Raw genomic sequence first — 14,304 nt, forward strand, 5'->3', positions numbered from 1 at the left:
CACAATTGCTGACGACGACGGGAAAACGTGCGATGTTTCCGCCACGTCGCCGCGCCGCGGCGACCTGCCGACAGATCATTCAGGAGAGTGCCGCATGCTGCAGGCTCAGAAGAAGAAATGGCTGCCCCTCGGTCTGGCCCTGGCCATGACCGCCGGTGTTCCGTTCGGCGCCAGCGCCGCCGAGGAGAAATCCGTGGCGGTCACCGCCATCGTCGAACACCCGGCCCTCGACGCCGCCCGCGACGGCGTGCTCGATGCGCTCAAGCAGGCCGGCTACGAGCCGGGCAAGAACCTCAAGTGGCAGTACCAGAGCGCCCAGGGCAACAACGGCACCGCCGCGCAGATCGCCCGCAAGTTCGTCGGCGACCAGCCCGACGCTATCGTCGGCATCGCCACTCCCTCGGCCCAGGCACTGGTCGCCGCGACCAAGAGCGTGCCGGTGGTGTTCACCGCGGTCACCGACCCGGTCGGCGCGCAGCTCACCCCGAGCTGGGAAGCCTCGGGCACCAACGTCACCGGCGTCTCCGACGTGCTGGCGCTGGACAAGCAGATCGAGCTGATCCGCCAGATCGTCCCCGAGGCCAAGCGCATCGGCATCGTCTACAACCCCGGCGAGGCTAACTCGGTGGTGGTGGTCAAGGCCCTCAAGGAGCTGCTGCCGACCCTCGGCATGACCCTGGTGGAAGCCTCGGCGCCGCGCTCGGTGGACGTCGGTTCGGCGGCGCGCAGCCTGGTCGGCAAGGTCGACGCGATCTACACCAACACCGACAACAACGTGGTGTCGGCCTACGAGGCGCTGGTCAAGGTCGGCAACGACGCCAAGATCCCGCTGATCGCCTCCGATACCGACAGCGTCAAGCGCGGCGCCATCGCCGCCCTGGGCGTCGACTACCGGCTGCTCGGCGAGCAGACCGGGCGCATCGTGGTGCGCATCCTCAACGGCGAGAAACCGGGCGACATCCAGCCGCAGACCAGCGACAAGCTGCAGCTGTTCGTCAACCCGGGCGCCGCGGCCAAGCAGGGCGTCAGCCTCTCCCAGGCGCTGCTCGACTCGGCGGCCGAAATCATCCAGTAAGCCCAGCGGCCGGAGCGAGCGCTCCCCTGCGCGCGGCGGCTCCGCCCCGCCGCGCGCGGCCGGGGCCGCTCCGGTTCTCTTCCGACCCTGACCGGCAAATCCCCCATGTCCCTGTTTTCCCTGTTCGGCGCCCTGGAGATCGGCCTGATCTTCAGCCTCGTGGCCCTGGGCGTGTACATCTCCTTCCGTCTGCTGCGCTTCCCCGACCTCACCGTGGACGGCAGCTTCCCGCTCGGCGGCGCGGTCTGCGCCATCCTGATCGCCAACGGCTTCGATCCGTTCTTCGCCACCCTGGCGGCGACCGCCGCCGGCGCCGTGGCCGGCACCGTCACCGGCCTGCTCAACGTGCGACTGAAGATCATGGACCTGCTGGCCAGCATCCTGATGATGATCGCCCTCTACTCGATCAATCTGCGCATCATGGGCCGCCCCAACGTGCCGCTGATCAGCGAGCCGACCCTGTTCACCGTGCTGCAGCCGGAGTGGCTGAGCGACTACGTGCTGCGCCCGCTGCTGCTGCTCGGCATCGTCGTCCTCGCCAAGCTCGGCCTGGACTGGTTCTTCGCCACCCAGAAGGGCCTGGCGATCCGCGCCACCGGCTCCAACCCGCGCATGGCACGGGCCCAGGGCATCAACACCGGGGCGATGATCCTGCTCGGCATGGCCCTGTCCAACGCCCTGGTGGCGCTGGCCGGCGCGCTGTTCGCGCAGACCCAGGGCGGCGCCGACATTTCCATGGGCATCGGTACCATCGTCATCGGCCTGGCCGCGGTGATCGTCGGCGAGAGCATCCTGCCGTCGCGTCGCCTGGTGCTGGCCACCCTGGCGGTGATCCTCGGCGCCATCGTCTACCGCTTCTTCATCGCCCTGGCGCTGAACAGCGACTTCATCGGCCTGCAGGCCCAGGACCTGAACCTGGTGACCGCGCTGCTGGTGACCTTCGCGCTGGTCATCCCGCTGCTGAAGAAACGCCTGTCCGCGCCGAAGAAGGGGGCCTGAGATGCTCAGCGCACGCAACCTGGAAATCACCTTCAACCCCGGCACGCCGATCGAGACCCGCGCGCTATGCGGGCTGTCGCTGGACATCCCCAGCGGCCAGTTCGTCACCGTGATCGGCACCAACGGCGCCGGCAAGTCGACCTTCCTCAACGCGGTGTCCGGCGATCTGGCGGTGGACAGCGGGCAGATCCTCATCGACGGCGACGAGGTCACCCGCCTGCCGGTGTGGGCGCGCGCCGAGCGCGTGGCGCGGGTCTTCCAGGACCCGCTGGCGGGCACCTGCGAGGACCTGACCATCGAGGAGAACATGGCCCTGGCGCAGCAGCGCGGCGGCCGCCGCGGCCTGTCGCGGGCGGTACGCGAGGAGATGCGCGCGGCCTTCCGCGACAGCCTGGCGACCCTCGGCCTGGGCCTGGAGAACCGCCTGGGCGACCGCATCGGCCTGCTCTCCGGCGGCCAGCGCCAGGCGGTCAGCCTGCTGATGGCGGCGCTGCAGCCCTCGCGCATCCTGCTGCTCGACGAGCACACCGCGGCGCTCGATCCGCGCACCGCCGACTTCGTCCTGCAACTGACCGCGCGTATCGTCGCCGAAAAGCGGCTGACCACCATGATGGTCACCCACAGCATGCGCCAGGCGCTGGACGTCGGCGACCGCACGGTGATGCTGCACCAGGGCCAGGTGGTGCTCGACGTCAGCGGCGAGCAGCGCAAGGGGCTCGACGTGCCGGACCTTCTGGCGATGTTCGAGAAGGTGCGCGGCGAGAAGCTCGCCGACGACGCCCTGCTGCTCGGCTGAAACGCGGCGTGCATCCCGCCCGCCGCCGGCCCGGGGCAACCCCTCGGGCCGCCTTCCCCTCCCCCACCTGTCAACTGGAATTGCCCCCATGTACGCCTGGATGGCCCTGATCTTCGTCGTCGGTTACCTGTGCATCGCCCTCGAACACCCGCTGCGCATCGACAAGGCCGCCGCCGCGCTGCTCACCGCGGTGCTCTGCTGGACTCTGCTGGTGCTCGGCGAAGGCAGCATCCTGCCGGCCGCCGCGGCCGGCGGCCACGGGGTGATCGGCGAACTGCGCCATCACCTGGGGGAGATTTCCGAGATCCTGTTCTTCCTCCTCGGCGCCATGACCATCGTCGAGCTGGTCGACTCCCACGAGGGCTTCCGCACCATCACCGGACGCATCCAGACGCGCAAGCGCGTGCATCTGGTGTGGATCGTCGGCCTGATGACCTTCTTCCTCTCCGCGGTGCTGGACAACCTGACCACCACCATCGTAATGGTCTCGCTGCTGCGCAAGCTGGTGCGCGGCCGTCCCGAGCGCTGGCTGTACGTCGGCGTCGTGGTGATCGCCGCCAACGCCGGCGGCGCCTGGTCGCCGATCGGCGACGTGACCACCACCATGCTGTGGATCGGCAGCCAGATCAGCGCCCCGGGGGTGATCGCCGGGCTGTTCCTGCCCAGCCTGGTGTGCCTGCTGGTGCCGCTGACCATCCTCAGCTTCACCCTGCGCGGCGAAGCGCCGCGCCCGCGCGCCCTCGCCCACCACGCCAAGGAAAGCCGGATCAGGATCACCGACTTCGAACGCAACCTGGTGCTGGCCCTCGGCCTCGGCTCGCTGCTGTTCGTGCCGGTGTTCAAGACCGTCACCCACCTGCCGCCGTACATGGGCATCCTGTTCGGCGTCGGCCTGCTCTGGGTGGTCACCGACGTGCTGCACCGCGGCAAGCACGCCGAGGACAAGCACCCGCTGTCGGTGGCCGGCGTGCTGCGGCGCATCGACACGCCCAGCGTGCTGTTCTTCCTCGGCATCCTGCTGGCGGTCTCCAGCCTGGCCAGCGCCGGCCACCTGGCCCAGGTCTCCACCGCGCTGCGCGACGGCTTCGGCAACGTCTACGCGATCAACTACGCCATCGGCCTGCTCTCGGCGGTGGTCGACAACGTGCCGCTGGTGGCCGGTGCGATGAAGATGTACCCGCTGGTCGACGCCCAGACCCTGGCCGCCGCGCCCGCCGCCGAACAGGCCTGGCTGGGCCACTTCGTCGCCGACGGCACCTTCTGGGAAATGCTCGCCTACTGCGCCGGCACCGGCGGCAGCAGCCTGATCATCGGCTCGGCGGCCGGCGTCGCGGCGATGGGCATGGAGCGCATCGGCTTCATCTGGTACCTCAAGCGGGTCAGCCTGCTGGCCCTGCTCGGCTACAGCGCTGGCGCCGCCACCTACCTGGGCCTGCTGGCCCTCAACTGACGGAACCGCCATGGACCTGAGCAAGACCCGCAGCAGCTTCTACCGCCGCCTCTACGTCGCCTGGCTGATCGACAGCGGCATCGCCACCAGCGTGCCGGCGCTGATCGCCGCCACCGGCATGCCGCGCCGCACCGCCCAGGACACCCTGGCGGCGCTGGCCGAACTGGACATCGACTGCGCCTTCGTCCAGGAGTCCGGCGAGCGCCACAACGCCGGGCACTACGCGATCCGCGACTGGGGCGCCATCGACCGCGCCTGGGTCGCCGCCCACCATGCCCGGCTGCGCGAGGCGCTCGGCTACCCCGTCGCGGACCGGCCGCGACCATGAACCCGCAACTGCTCCTGGTGCTCGGCCTGCTGCTACTCGCGGTGGTGCTGTTCGTGCGCAACCGCCCGCGCATGGACGCGGTCGCCTTGCTGATGCTCGCCGCCCTGCCGCTCAGCGGCGTGCTGGAAGTCCACGAGGTGCTGGCCGGCTTCGCCGAACCGGCGGTGGTGCTGATCGCCACCATGTTCGTGGTCGGCGAGGCGCTGGTGCGCACCGGCATCGCCTACCGCTTGGGCGAGTGGCTGATGCGTCGCGCCGGCAACAGCGAAGTGCGCCTGCTGGTGCTGCTGATGCTCTGCGTCGCCGGCCTCGGCTCGATGATGAGTTCCACCGGGGTGGTGGCGATCTTCATCCCGGTGGTGCTGAGCATCGCCGCGCGCCTCGACCTGGCGCCCAGCCGGCTGATGATGCCGCTGGCCTTCGCCGGCCTGATCAGCGGCATGCTCACCCTGGTCGCCACCCCGCCGAACCTGGTGGTGCACGGCGAGCTGCTGCGCGCCGGACAGCCCGGCTTCGGCTTCTTCGCCTTCACCCCCATCGGCCTGGCGATCCTCGTGCTGGGCATCGGCTACATGCTGCTGACCCGCCGCTGGCTGGCCAGCGCGCGCAGCCGCGAGGCCGCCGGCGAGCCGCGCCTGACCCTCGCCGACCTGGTGGACAGCTACCGCCTGGCCGGCCGCGAGCGGCGCCTGTGCCTGCGCCACGACTCGCCGCTGGCCGGCCAGGCCCTCGACGGCCTGCAGCTGCGCAAGCAGCACGGCATCAACGTGATCGCCATCGAGCGACGCCGCACCCTGGGCCGCGAGCTGCTCGCCGCCAACGCCGACAGCGAGCTGCGCGGCGGCGACATCCTGCTGGTCGACCTGGCCAGCCCGGCCATCGGCCTGCTCGGCGCCTACCGCGAGCTGGGCCTGGAGCCGCTGGGCCTGAAGCAGTCCTACTACGCCGACCACGCCCGCGAGCTGGGCCTGGTCGAGGTGGCCCTGCCGCCGGGCTCGCGGCTGCCCGGCAAGACCATTCAGGAGCTGGGCTTTCGCAGCCGCTACCGGCTCAACGTGGTGGGCCTGCGCCGCGGCAGCCGGGCGCTGGAGGGCGTGCTGGTCGACGAGAAGCTCAGGCCCGGCGACACCCTGCTGGTGGCCGGCAAGTGGAAGGACATCCACCGCCTGCAGGGCCTGAGCCGCGACTTCCTGGTGCTCAGCCTGCCGGCGGAGATCGACGAGGTGGCCCCGGCGCAGAGCCAGGCGCCCTACGCCCTGCTGAGCCTGGCGGTGATGGTCGGCCTGATGGTCAGCGGCGCGGTGCCCAACGTGCTGGCCGCGCTGATCGGCTGCCTGCTGCTCGGCGCCTTCCGCTGCATCGACCTGGACAGCGCCTACCGCGCCATCCACTGGCCGAGCCTGCTGCTGATCGTCGGCATGCTGCCCTTCGCCGTCGCCCTGCAGAAGACCGGCGGCATCGACCTGGCGGTGCAGGGCCTGCTCGCCGTGCTCGGCGAGGCCGGGCCGCGGGCGATCCTCGCCATCCTCTTCGCGGTCACCGCGCTGGTCGGCCTGTTCATCTCCAATACCGCCACCGCGGTGCTGATGGCGCCGGTGGCCATCGCCTGCGCCCAGGCCCTCGGCGCCTCGCCGGCGCCCTTCGCGATGACCGTGGCGCTAGCCGCCTCGGCGGCGTTCATGACGCCGATCTCCTCGCCGGTCAACACCCTGGTGCTCGGCCCCGGTCAGTACCGCTTCGCCGACTTCGTACGCATCGGCGTGCCCTTCACCCTGCTGGTGCTGGCCACCTGCGTGCTGCTGGTGCCCTGGCTGTTCCCGTTCTGAGCTACGCTGGCCACGACCGACGACGCCAAGGAGGCGCAATGGCAATCCAATGGTGGTACTGGGCCCTCGGCGGCATCCTGCTGGTGCTGCTGGAACTGGTGGTGCCCTCGTTCTTCATCCTCTGGTTCGGCCTCGGCGCCCTGCTGGTGGCCGGCGCGCTGCTGCTGGTCGAGCTGTCCCTCAGCGCCCAGCTGCTGCTCTGGACCCTCGCCTCGCTGGCCATGCTGGTGCTCTGGCTGCGGGTGTTCAGCCCGCGCCGCCAGCGCACGCTGATCGGCAGCGCCGGCGGCGAGGTACTCGGCGAGGTGGGCCTGCTGGTCGGCGCGGTGGCGCCCTTCCAGCGCGGCAAGGTGCGCTTCCAGCGGCCGATCCTCGGCGCCGAGGAGTGGGCCTGCATGGCCGATGCCGAAATCCCCGCCGGCACGCGGGTCAAGGTGCTATCCATCGAAGGCAGCTACCTGAAGGTAGCGCGCGCCTGATTCCCCAGCGTTCAAGGAGCACAACATGACTGCAGGACTGGCCATCACCATCGCACTGCTGGTATTCGTCGTCGTCACCGTGGCCCAGGGCGTGCGCCTGGTCGCCCAGGGCGAGGAGTGGGTCGTCGAGCGCCTGGGCAAGTACCACAGCACCCTGCGCCCGGGGCTGAACATCCTCATTCCCTACCTGGACAAGGTCGCCTACAAGCTGGTGACCAAGGACATCATCCTCGACGTGCAGGAACAGGAAGTGATCACCCGCGACAACGCGGTGATCCTCACCAACGCCATCGCCTTCATCAAGATCACCGACCCGGTCAAGGCGGTCTACGGCGTCACCGACTTCTCCGAGGCGATCCGCAACCTGATCATGACCACCCTGCGCTCGATCGTCGGCGAGATGGAGCTGGACGAGGCGCTGTCCTCGCGGGACAAGATCAAGGCGCGGCTGCGCGAGAGCATCGCCGACGAGGCGGTGGACTGGGGCCTGACCGTCAAGTCGGTGGAGATCCAGGACATCAAGCCGTCCGCCTCGATGCAGGGCGCCATGGAGCTGCAGGCCGCCGCCGAGCGCGAGCGCAAGGCCGCGGTGACCAAGGCCGAAGGCGCCAAGCAGGCGGCGATTCTCGAAGCCGAGGCGCGCCTGGAATCGGCCAAGCGCGACGCCGACGCCCAGGTGATGCTCGCCGAGGCCAGCGCCGAGGCGATCCGCCGGGTCACCAGCGCGGTGGGCGGCGAACCGGGGCCGATGATGTACCTGCTCGGCGAGAAGTACATCGCCGCGCTGGAAAAGCTCGGCGACAGCGACAACGCCAAGATCGTGCTGATGCCCGCCGACCTGCAGGACAGCCTGCGCGGCCTGCTCGGCAAGCCCGGCGGACGCTGAGCGCGGGCAGACGGGCGTTCAGCCCAGCAGCAGCGGCAAGGCCAGTGCGCTGAACGCCCCCGCCAGGCTCATCGCCAGGGCGGCAAAGCCGCCGGCTTCCGGATGCTCCTGCAGCGCCTGGGCCGTGCCGATCGCATGGGCCGACAGGCCGAGGCTCAGCCCGCGCGCGGCCGGGCTGGTCACCCCGGCCCGATCGAGCAGCAGCGGCCCCAGCACCGCGCCGAGCACGCCGGTGATCATCACGAACACCGCCGTCAGCGCGGGAATCCCGCCCATCTGCTCGGCCAGGGCGATGGCGATGGGCGAGGTCACCGACTTCGGCGCCAGGCTCATCAGCATCTCCCGGTCGGCACCGAACAGCGCGGCGAGGCCGAGGGTCAGGGCGACGGTAATGGTGCCACCGACCAGCAGGGCGATGGTCACCGGCCAGAACAGCTGGCGGATGCGCGGCAGGTTCTGCTGCAGCGGCACCGCCAGCGCCACGGTGGCCGGGCCGAGCAGCAGCCAGAGCAGGCTCGACTCCTGGCGGTAGCGCGGGTAGCCGATACCGCAGGCCCACAGCGCGCCGACCAGCAGCAGGGTCGCCACCAGCACCGGCTGGGCCAGCAGCCAGCGGCTGCGCTGGTACAGTTCCAGGGCCAGCTGGTAGGCCAGCAGGGTCAGGCCGAGGACGAACAGCGGATGGCCGACGATAGCCGTCCAGATCGCCGTCATGGGCGCCCCTCCCGACCCAGCTGGCGGCGGATCAGCCACTGCATCAGCGCGCCGGTCAGCGGGATGCCGACCAGCAATGAGAGCACCAGCGCGGCGGCAATCGCCCAGAAATCGGCGCCGATCCGCTGCCACTGCACCATGATGCCCACCGCCGGTGGCACCAGCAGCAGCGGCAGGTACCCGAGCAGCGTGCCGGCGCTCTGGCGCAGCGCCTCGCTGCCGTGACCGTCGAGGCCCAGCCAGGCCAGGGCCAGCAGCATGCCGAGGATCGGCCCCGGCAGGGCCGGCAGCAGCCAGAGGCTCAGCGCCGTGCCGGCCAGCTGGAAGGCCAGCAGCAGGAGCAGGCCATGCACGCTCATGCCCTATTCCTCTTCGTCCGCGCCACTGCGCCGGCGGAACAGCGGGCGCGGTTCCAGCACCGAGCGGCCGTACAGCACGCTGATCCCCTGCAGCCCCTTGAGCGCATCGGTGGCCGACTTGTCCTCGCGCACGGCGAAGGCATCGAAGCCGCACTGGCGCATGTGGCTGAGCTGGTCGCGCAGCACGTCGCCGACGGCGCGCAGCTCGCCCCGCCAGCCCAGGCGCGTACGCAGCAAGTAGGCCTGGCTGTAAGCGCGGCCGTCGCGGAAGCTGGGGAACTCCAGGGCGATCAGCGGCAGGCCGGCCAGCCAGGGCGCCAGCTCCTCCGGCTCGTCGTCGGGCGCCAGCCAGACGCCGTCGCGGGTATCGCCGCGGCCGGCCAGCACATCCGCGCTCTGCCTTTCGCGCCACATCGCCAGCGGCAGCAGCAGCGGGCCGTCCGGCAGCGGTTCGAGCGGTTCGCGCACCCAGCGCCACGGATCATCGGTGACCAGGCGCGCACCGTCTGCGCCCAGCTTGATCAGGTTGTTCATGCCGAAGCCTCCTGCTGGCGGTAGACCCGCTCCTTGAACGGCTCCAGGCCGATGCGCTGCACGGTGTCGACGAAGGGCTCGTCGCCCTCGCGGTAGGCGACGAAGGTGTCGACCAGCCGCTCGATCACCTCGGGAATCTGCTCGGCGCCGAACGCCGGGCCGATCACCTTGCCCAGCGCGCTGGCCTTGCCCTGGGCGCCGCCGATGGTCACCTGGTACCACTCGCTGCCGTTCTTGTCGACGCCGAGGATGCCGATGTTGCCGATGTGGTGGTGGGCGCAGGCGTTCATGCAGCCGGAGATGTTCAGGCTCAGCTCGCCCAGATCGTGCAGGTGGTCGAGGTCGGCGAAACGCGCCTGGATGGCCTGGGCGATGGGGATCGACTTGGCGTTGGCCAGCGAGCAGTAGTCGCCGCCGGGGCAGGCAATAATGTCGGTGAGCAGGCCGATGTTGGCCGTGGCCAGGCCCAGCTCGCCGGCACGCTGCCAGACGGCGTACAGGTCGGCCTTGCGTACGTCGGGCAGCACCAGGTTCTGCTCGTGGGCGATGCGGATCTCGCCGAAGCCGTAACGCTCGGCCAGTTCGGCGACGCCCTCCATCTGCTCGGCGGTAACGTCGCCCGGCGGCAGGGCCGGCCCCGGCTTAGTGGACAGCACCACCGCGGCGTAGCCCGGCACCTTGTGCGCCTGCACGTTGCGCTCCACCCAGCGGGCGAACGCCGAGTCGCCGGCCAGCGCGCTGCCGTAGTCGAGGTCGGCATCGTCCAGCGCGGCGTAGGCCGGCGGCGCGAAGTGGGCGGCGACGCGCTGGTACTCGGCCTCGGTCAGCTCGGCCGGGCCGTCCTTGATGTGCTGCCACTCCTCCTCCACCTCGCGGGCGAAGGCCTCGACGCCGAGCGCCTTGACCAGGATCTTGATCCGCGCCTTGTACTTGTTGTCGCGGCGGCCGTGGCGGTTGAACACCCGCAGGATGGCCTCGACGTAGGACAGCAGGTGGCGCCAGGGCAACGCCTCGCGCACCTGCTGGGCGAGGATCGGCGTGCGCCCGAGGCCGCCGCCGACCATCACCCGCAGCAGCAGCTCGCCGGCCTGGTCGCGGTAAAGATACAGGCCGATGTCGTGCATCATGATCGCCGCGCGGTCCTGCTCGGCCGAGCAGATGGCGATCTTGAACTTGCGCGGCAGGTAGAGGAACTCCGGGTTGACCGTCGACCACTGGCGGAGGATCTCGGCCAGCGGGCGCGGGTCGAGCAGCTCGTCGGCGGCGACCCCGGCGAAGGCCTCGGTGGTGATGTTGCGCACGCAGTTGCCGGAGGTCTGGATGGCGTGCATCTCCACCTCGGCCAGACGCTCGAGGATGTCGCCGACCTGCTCCAGCTCGATCCAGTTGAACTGGATGTTCTGCCGGGTGGTGAAGTGGCCGTAGCCGCGATCAAAGTGACGGGCGATGTGCGCCAGGGTGCGCAGCTGATCCGCCGACAGCGTGCCGTAGGGGATGGCCACGCGCAGCATGTAGGCGTGCTTCTGCAGGTACAGGCCGTTCTGCAGGCGCAGCGGCAGGAACTCCTCCTCGCTCAGCTCGCCGCTCAGGCGCCGCGCGATCTGGTCGCGGAACTGCGCGACCCGTTCGAGCACCAGGGCGCGGTCGTATTCGTCGTATCGGTACATGGGCTACCTCGTCCGGCCGGCCCGCACCGTCGCGGCGGGCACTTGGGGCGGCGACTATGCCCGGCGAACAGGTGGGAAAACAGCGGCAGATCCGACCTAAAAAAGCGTATCAGCCGCCGCCCCGCTCCCCCTCACGACGCTCGCCAGCGCCGCGCCGCCGGCATCTGATCCGCTTTTTGTGCGCGGATCTGAGTCTGTTTCCACGCCAGTCATCGGCCGATCATGGCGCCATCTTTTGATGCCGATGGAGCCCTCCCATGAGCGAACGCATTCCCGCGCAGATCGTCGAGACGGTCGAGGCGCGGCCGACGCGCCTGACGCCCGCCCAGGCCGGCGGTCCGATCCACACCCGCAGCTTCACCGGCCTGTTCCGCACCCTGCGCCTGGCCGGCGCCGGCATGCTGTTCCTGCTGTTCTTCGGCACCGCCTGGCTGAACTGGGAAGGCCGCCAGGCGGTGCTCTGGGACCTGGCCGGGCGCAAGTTCTACATCTTCGGCGCCACCTTCTGGCCGCAGGACTTCATCCTGCTCTCGGCACTCTTGATCATCTGCGCCTTCGGCCTGTTCGCCATCACCGTGGCCGCCGGGCGGGTGTGGTGCGGCTACGCCTGCCCGCAGAGCGTGTGGACCTGGATCTTCATGTGGGCGGAGAAGGTCACCGAGGGCGACCGCCAGCAGCGCATCAAGCTCGACGCCGCGCCCTGGTCGGCCGCCAAGCTCGCCCGCCGCGGCGCCAAGCACGGCCTGTGGCTGGCGGTCAGCCTGGCCACCGCGCTGGCCTTCGTCGGCTACTTCACGCCGATCCGCGCGCTGGTCCACGACCTGTTCACCCTGCAGCTCGACGCCACCACCGCCTTCTGGGTGTTCTGCTTCAGCGCCGCCACCTACCTCAACGCCGGCTGGCTGCGCGAGAAGGTCTGCCGCGACATGTGCCCCTACTCGCGCTTCCAGAGCGTGCTGTTCGATGCCGACACCCTGATCGTCTCCTACGACGCCGCGCGCGGCGAAAGTCGTGGCGCGCGCAAGAAGGAAGCCGATCCCAGGGCGCTGGGCCTCGGCGACTGCATCGACTGCACCCTGTGCGTGCAGGTCTGCCCCACCGGCATCGACATCCGCGACGGCCTGCAGCTGGAATGCATCGGCTGCGGCGCCTGCGTCGACGCCTGCGACGGCATCATGGACAAGATGGGCTACGCCCGCGGTCTGGTGCGCTACGGCTCCGAGCGCGAGCTGGCCGGCGGCCGCACCCGCTGGCTGCGCCCGCGCCTGGTCGGCTACGCCGCCGCCCTGCTGCTGATGTTCGGCGCCTTCGGCTGGGCCCTCGACACGCGCCCGCTGGTGTCGCTGGACGTGACCAAGGACCGCGGCCTGTACCGCGAGAACAGCGAGGGGCAGATCGAGAACATCTACCGCCTCAAGGTGATCAACAAGACCCAGCAGGCGCACCGCTATGCGATCTCGCTGGTCGATGCCGGGCCCTTCGTCCTGCAGGGCGCGCGCGAGCTGCAACTGGCGCCCGGCGAGATCCTCGACGTGGCGGTGAGCGTGGCGCTGCGCGACGGCCCCGCCGCCGACAGCACCCTGCCGCTGCGCTTCGCGGTGCAGGAACTCGAACGCCCCGAGGTACGGGTGGTCACCGCCAGCACCTTCGTCGCGCCGCGCCAGCGCTGAACGCCCGGGAGGAAGGCCGCGCCATGCACCGCCGCGACTCGCTAGACTGCGCCACATCCTCCCCGCTCAACCCGGACAAGATGAAGCGCTACGAGAAATTCGCCGACGAGATCGCCGAGCTGATCCGCACCGGCGTGCTGGCCCCCGGACAGAAGCTACCCTCGGTGCGCCACGCCAGCCGCACCTACGGGGTCAGCCCGTCGACGGTGTTCCAGGCCTACTACCTGCTGGAAAGCCGCGGGCAGATCCTCGCCCGCGCGCGCTCGGGCTACTTCGTCCGCGAGCTGGCCCAACGCCCGCTGCCGGAGCCGGAGATCAGCGCCCGCGAAGCGCAGACCAGCGAGGTCGACGTCAGCGCGCTGGTGTTCTCGGTGCTCGGCTCGCTGAAGGACCCGGACACCGTGCCGTTCGGCTCGGCCTTTCCCAGCCCCGACCTGTTCCCCCTCGCCCGCCTGGCACGCTCGATGGGCCACGCCGTGCGCGAGCTGTCGCCCCATGCGGTGATCGCCGACATGACCGAGGGCAACGCCGACCTGCGCCGGCAGATCGCCCTGCGCTACATGGTCAGCGGGGTGATGCTGCCGCTGGAGGAACTGGTGATCAGCAACGGCGCGCTGGAGGCGCTCAACCTGTGCCTGCAGTGCGTGACGGCCCCGGGCGACCTGGTGGCCATCGAGGCGCCGGCGTTCTACGCCACCCTGCAGGTGCTGGAGCGGCTCAAGCTGCGCGCCGTGGAGATCCCCGTGCATCCGCGCGAAGGCATCGACCTGGCCAGCCTGGAGGACAGTCTGGCGCGCCTGCCGATCAAGGCCTGCTGGTTCATGAGCAGCCTGCAGAACCCGCTCGGCGCGAGCATGGGCGAGGAGCACAAGCGCGCGCTCTACGCGCTGCTGCAGCGCCATCAGGTACCGCTGATCGAGGACGACGTCTACGCCGAGCTGTACTTCGGCAGCCAGCCGCCCAAGCCGGTGAAGAGCTTCGACCGCGAGGGCCTGGTGATGCACTGCGGCTCGTTCTCCAAGTGCCTGGCGCCGGGCTACCGGGTCGGCTGGGTGGCCGGCGGGCGCTGGGCCGAGCAGATCCGCCGGCTCAAGCTGATGACCACCCTCTCGCCGTCGGTACCGGCGCAGGCGGCCATCGCCGACTACCTGCAGCACGGCGGCTACGACCGCCACCTGCGCAAGCTGCGCCATGCGCTGGAGAGCCAGCAGGCCTCGATGCTGGCCTCGGCGGCGCGGCACTTCCCGGCCAGCACGCGGGTGACCCGCCCGGGCGGCGGCTACTTCCTGTGGTTCGAGTTTCCCGAACAGGTCGACTCGCTGCGGCTGTTCCAGCTGGCCCTGGCCCAGGGCATCAGCCTGGCGCCGGGGCCGATCTTCTCGGCCACTCGGCGCTTTCGCAACTGCGCGCGGCTCAACTACGGCCATCCGTGGGATGCGCCGAGCGAGCGCGCCATGGAGCTGCTCGGACGCATCGTCGACTCGTTCTGATACGGCCGAATCGCGCCGTTTCGCGGCTGTC

General features: G+C 70.3%; 14 protein-coding genes. 10 read left to right on the forward strand and 4 right to left on the reverse strand.

The features are described from left to right. The first annotated feature begins 94 nt into the window (after nucleotides 1-94). The 8 genes from BLU22_RS01975 to BLU22_RS02010 all read left to right on the forward strand — a co-directional run bounded on the left by BLU22_RS01975 (nucleotide 95) and on the right by BLU22_RS02010 (nucleotide 7,839). Entirely contained in the window at nucleotides 95-1,075 is a 981-nt protein-coding gene (locus BLU22_RS01975; protein ID WP_090211730.1) for an ABC transporter substrate-binding protein, read from the forward strand. A 105-nt stretch (nucleotides 1,076-1,180) separates the two neighbouring features. Next, nucleotides 1,181-2,074 (forward strand): ABC transporter permease, encoded by an 894-nt coding sequence (locus BLU22_RS01980; RefSeq protein ID WP_090211731.1) that lies wholly within the window; start codon nucleotides 1,181-1,183, stop codon nucleotides 2,072-2,074. A gap of 1 nt (nucleotide 2,075) precedes the next feature. Further along, nucleotides 2,076-2,870 carry an ABC transporter ATP-binding protein gene (locus tag BLU22_RS01985; RefSeq protein WP_090211733.1) on the forward strand — a complete coding sequence of 265 codons (795 nt, stop codon included), beginning with the start codon at nucleotides 2,076-2,078 and terminating at the stop codon, nucleotides 2,868-2,870. A gap of 88 nt (nucleotides 2,871-2,958) precedes the next feature. Beyond that, entirely contained in the window at nucleotides 2,959-4,320 is a 1,362-nt protein-coding gene (nhaD, locus tag BLU22_RS01990) for a sodium:proton antiporter NhaD (protein WP_090211734.1), read from the forward strand. A 10-nt stretch (nucleotides 4,321-4,330) separates the two neighbouring features. Beyond that, nucleotides 4,331-4,648: a winged helix-turn-helix domain-containing protein gene (locus tag BLU22_RS01995; protein ID WP_090211736.1), complete on the forward strand. Its 318-nt coding sequence runs from the start codon at nucleotides 4,331-4,333 to the stop codon at nucleotides 4,646-4,648. Continuing rightward, nucleotides 4,645-6,474 carry an SLC13 family permease gene (locus BLU22_RS02000; RefSeq protein WP_090211738.1) on the forward strand — a complete coding sequence of 610 codons (1,830 nt, stop codon included), beginning with the start codon at nucleotides 4,645-4,647 and terminating at the stop codon, nucleotides 6,472-6,474. Before BLU22_RS01995 ends, BLU22_RS02000 begins: the two co-directional genes overlap by 4 nt. Before the next feature lie 38 nt (nucleotides 6,475-6,512). Then, nucleotides 6,513-6,953: an NfeD family protein gene (locus BLU22_RS02005; protein WP_090211739.1), complete on the forward strand. Its 441-nt coding sequence runs from the start codon at nucleotides 6,513-6,515 to the stop codon at nucleotides 6,951-6,953. A gap of 25 nt (nucleotides 6,954-6,978) precedes the next feature. Next, nucleotides 6,979-7,839: an SPFH domain-containing protein gene (locus tag BLU22_RS02010; protein ID WP_090211741.1), complete on the forward strand. Its 861-nt coding sequence runs from the start codon at nucleotides 6,979-6,981 to the stop codon at nucleotides 7,837-7,839. Between the two features lie 18 nt (nucleotides 7,840-7,857). Here the strand turns inward: BLU22_RS02010 and BLU22_RS02015 are convergent, their stop codons facing one another. Genes BLU22_RS02015 through BLU22_RS02030 form a run of 4 tightly spaced genes read right to left on the reverse strand, consistent with a single transcriptional unit; the run spans nucleotide 7,858 to nucleotide 11,113 of the window. Continuing rightward, nucleotides 7,858-8,553 carry an LrgB family protein gene (locus BLU22_RS02015; RefSeq protein WP_090211743.1) on the reverse strand — a complete coding sequence of 232 codons (696 nt, stop codon included), beginning with the start codon at nucleotides 8,551-8,553 and terminating at the stop codon, nucleotides 7,858-7,860. Continuing rightward, nucleotides 8,550-8,912: a CidA/LrgA family protein gene (locus tag BLU22_RS02020; protein WP_090211745.1), complete on the reverse strand. Its 363-nt coding sequence runs from the start codon at nucleotides 8,910-8,912 to the stop codon at nucleotides 8,550-8,552. Before BLU22_RS02020 ends, BLU22_RS02015 begins: the two co-directional genes overlap by 4 nt. A gap of 3 nt (nucleotides 8,913-8,915) precedes the next feature. Next, on the reverse strand, nucleotides 8,916-9,446 hold the full coding sequence (locus BLU22_RS02025; RefSeq protein ID WP_090211746.1) for a DUF934 domain-containing protein: 531 nt from the start codon (nucleotides 9,444-9,446) through the stop codon (nucleotides 8,916-8,918). Further along, entirely contained in the window at nucleotides 9,443-11,113 is a 1,671-nt protein-coding gene (locus BLU22_RS02030) for a nitrite/sulfite reductase (protein WP_090211748.1), read from the reverse strand. The genes BLU22_RS02025 and BLU22_RS02030 overlap by 4 nt, the downstream gene beginning before the upstream one ends. Before the next feature lie 257 nt (nucleotides 11,114-11,370). Between BLU22_RS02030 and ccoG the strand changes: the two genes are divergently transcribed. Together ccoG and mapR are read left to right on the forward strand one after the other, a co-directional pair. Continuing rightward, nucleotides 11,371-12,783, forward strand: coding sequence for a cytochrome c oxidase accessory protein CcoG (gene ccoG, locus BLU22_RS02035; RefSeq protein WP_090211749.1), 1,413 nt, complete (start codon nucleotides 11,371-11,373; stop codon nucleotides 12,781-12,783). An 80-nt stretch (nucleotides 12,784-12,863) separates the two neighbouring features. Beyond that, nucleotides 12,864-14,273 carry a GntR family transcriptional regulator MpaR gene (gene mapR / locus BLU22_RS02040; RefSeq protein WP_090216179.1) on the forward strand — a complete coding sequence of 470 codons (1,410 nt, stop codon included), beginning with the start codon at nucleotides 12,864-12,866 and terminating at the stop codon, nucleotides 14,271-14,273. The last annotated feature ends 31 nt before the right edge of the window (nucleotides 14,274-14,304 follow it).

The sequence above is a fragment of the Pseudomonas guangdongensis genome (assembly GCF_900105885.1).
Taxonomy (GTDB): Bacteria; Pseudomonadota; Gammaproteobacteria; order Pseudomonadales; family Pseudomonadaceae; genus Geopseudomonas; species Geopseudomonas guangdongensis.

Excerpts from the sequence above, each read along its gene's own strand:
- BLU22_RS02025 (WP_090211746.1), bottom strand. The coding sequence starts at position 9,446 with ATGAACAACCTGATCAAGCTGGGCGCAGACGGTGCGCGCCTGGTCACC.
- mapR (WP_090216179.1), top strand. The coding sequence starts at position 12,864 with ATGAAGCGCTACGAGAAATTCGCCGACGAGATCGCCGAGCTGATCCGC.
- BLU22_RS01995 (WP_090211736.1), top strand. The coding sequence starts at position 4,331 with ATGGACCTGAGCAAGACCCGCAGCAGCTTCTACCGCCGCCTCTACGTC.
- BLU22_RS02005 (WP_090211739.1), top strand. The coding sequence starts at position 6,513 with ATGGCAATCCAATGGTGGTACTGGGCCCTCGGCGGCATCCTGCTGGTG.
- BLU22_RS02020 (WP_090211745.1), bottom strand. The coding sequence starts at position 8,912 with ATGAGCGTGCATGGCCTGCTCCTGCTGCTGGCCTTCCAGCTGGCCGGC.
- BLU22_RS01975 (WP_090211730.1), top strand. The coding sequence starts at position 95 with ATGCTGCAGGCTCAGAAGAAGAAATGGCTGCCCCTCGGTCTGGCCCTG.
- ccoG (WP_090211749.1), top strand. The coding sequence starts at position 11,371 with ATGAGCGAACGCATTCCCGCGCAGATCGTCGAGACGGTCGAGGCGCGG.
- BLU22_RS02010 (WP_090211741.1), top strand. The coding sequence starts at position 6,979 with ATGACTGCAGGACTGGCCATCACCATCGCACTGCTGGTATTCGTCGTC.
- BLU22_RS02030 (WP_090211748.1), bottom strand. The coding sequence starts at position 11,113 with ATGTACCGATACGACGAATACGACCGCGCCCTGGTGCTCGAACGGGTC.
- BLU22_RS02000 (WP_090211738.1), top strand. The coding sequence starts at position 4,645 with ATGAACCCGCAACTGCTCCTGGTGCTCGGCCTGCTGCTACTCGCGGTG.
- BLU22_RS01980 (WP_090211731.1), top strand. The coding sequence starts at position 1,181 with ATGTCCCTGTTTTCCCTGTTCGGCGCCCTGGAGATCGGCCTGATCTTC.
- nhaD (WP_090211734.1), top strand. The coding sequence starts at position 2,959 with ATGTACGCCTGGATGGCCCTGATCTTCGTCGTCGGTTACCTGTGCATC.
- BLU22_RS01985 (WP_090211733.1), top strand. The coding sequence starts at position 2,076 with ATGCTCAGCGCACGCAACCTGGAAATCACCTTCAACCCCGGCACGCCG.
- BLU22_RS02015 (WP_090211743.1), bottom strand. The coding sequence starts at position 8,553 with ATGACGGCGATCTGGACGGCTATCGTCGGCCATCCGCTGTTCGTCCTC.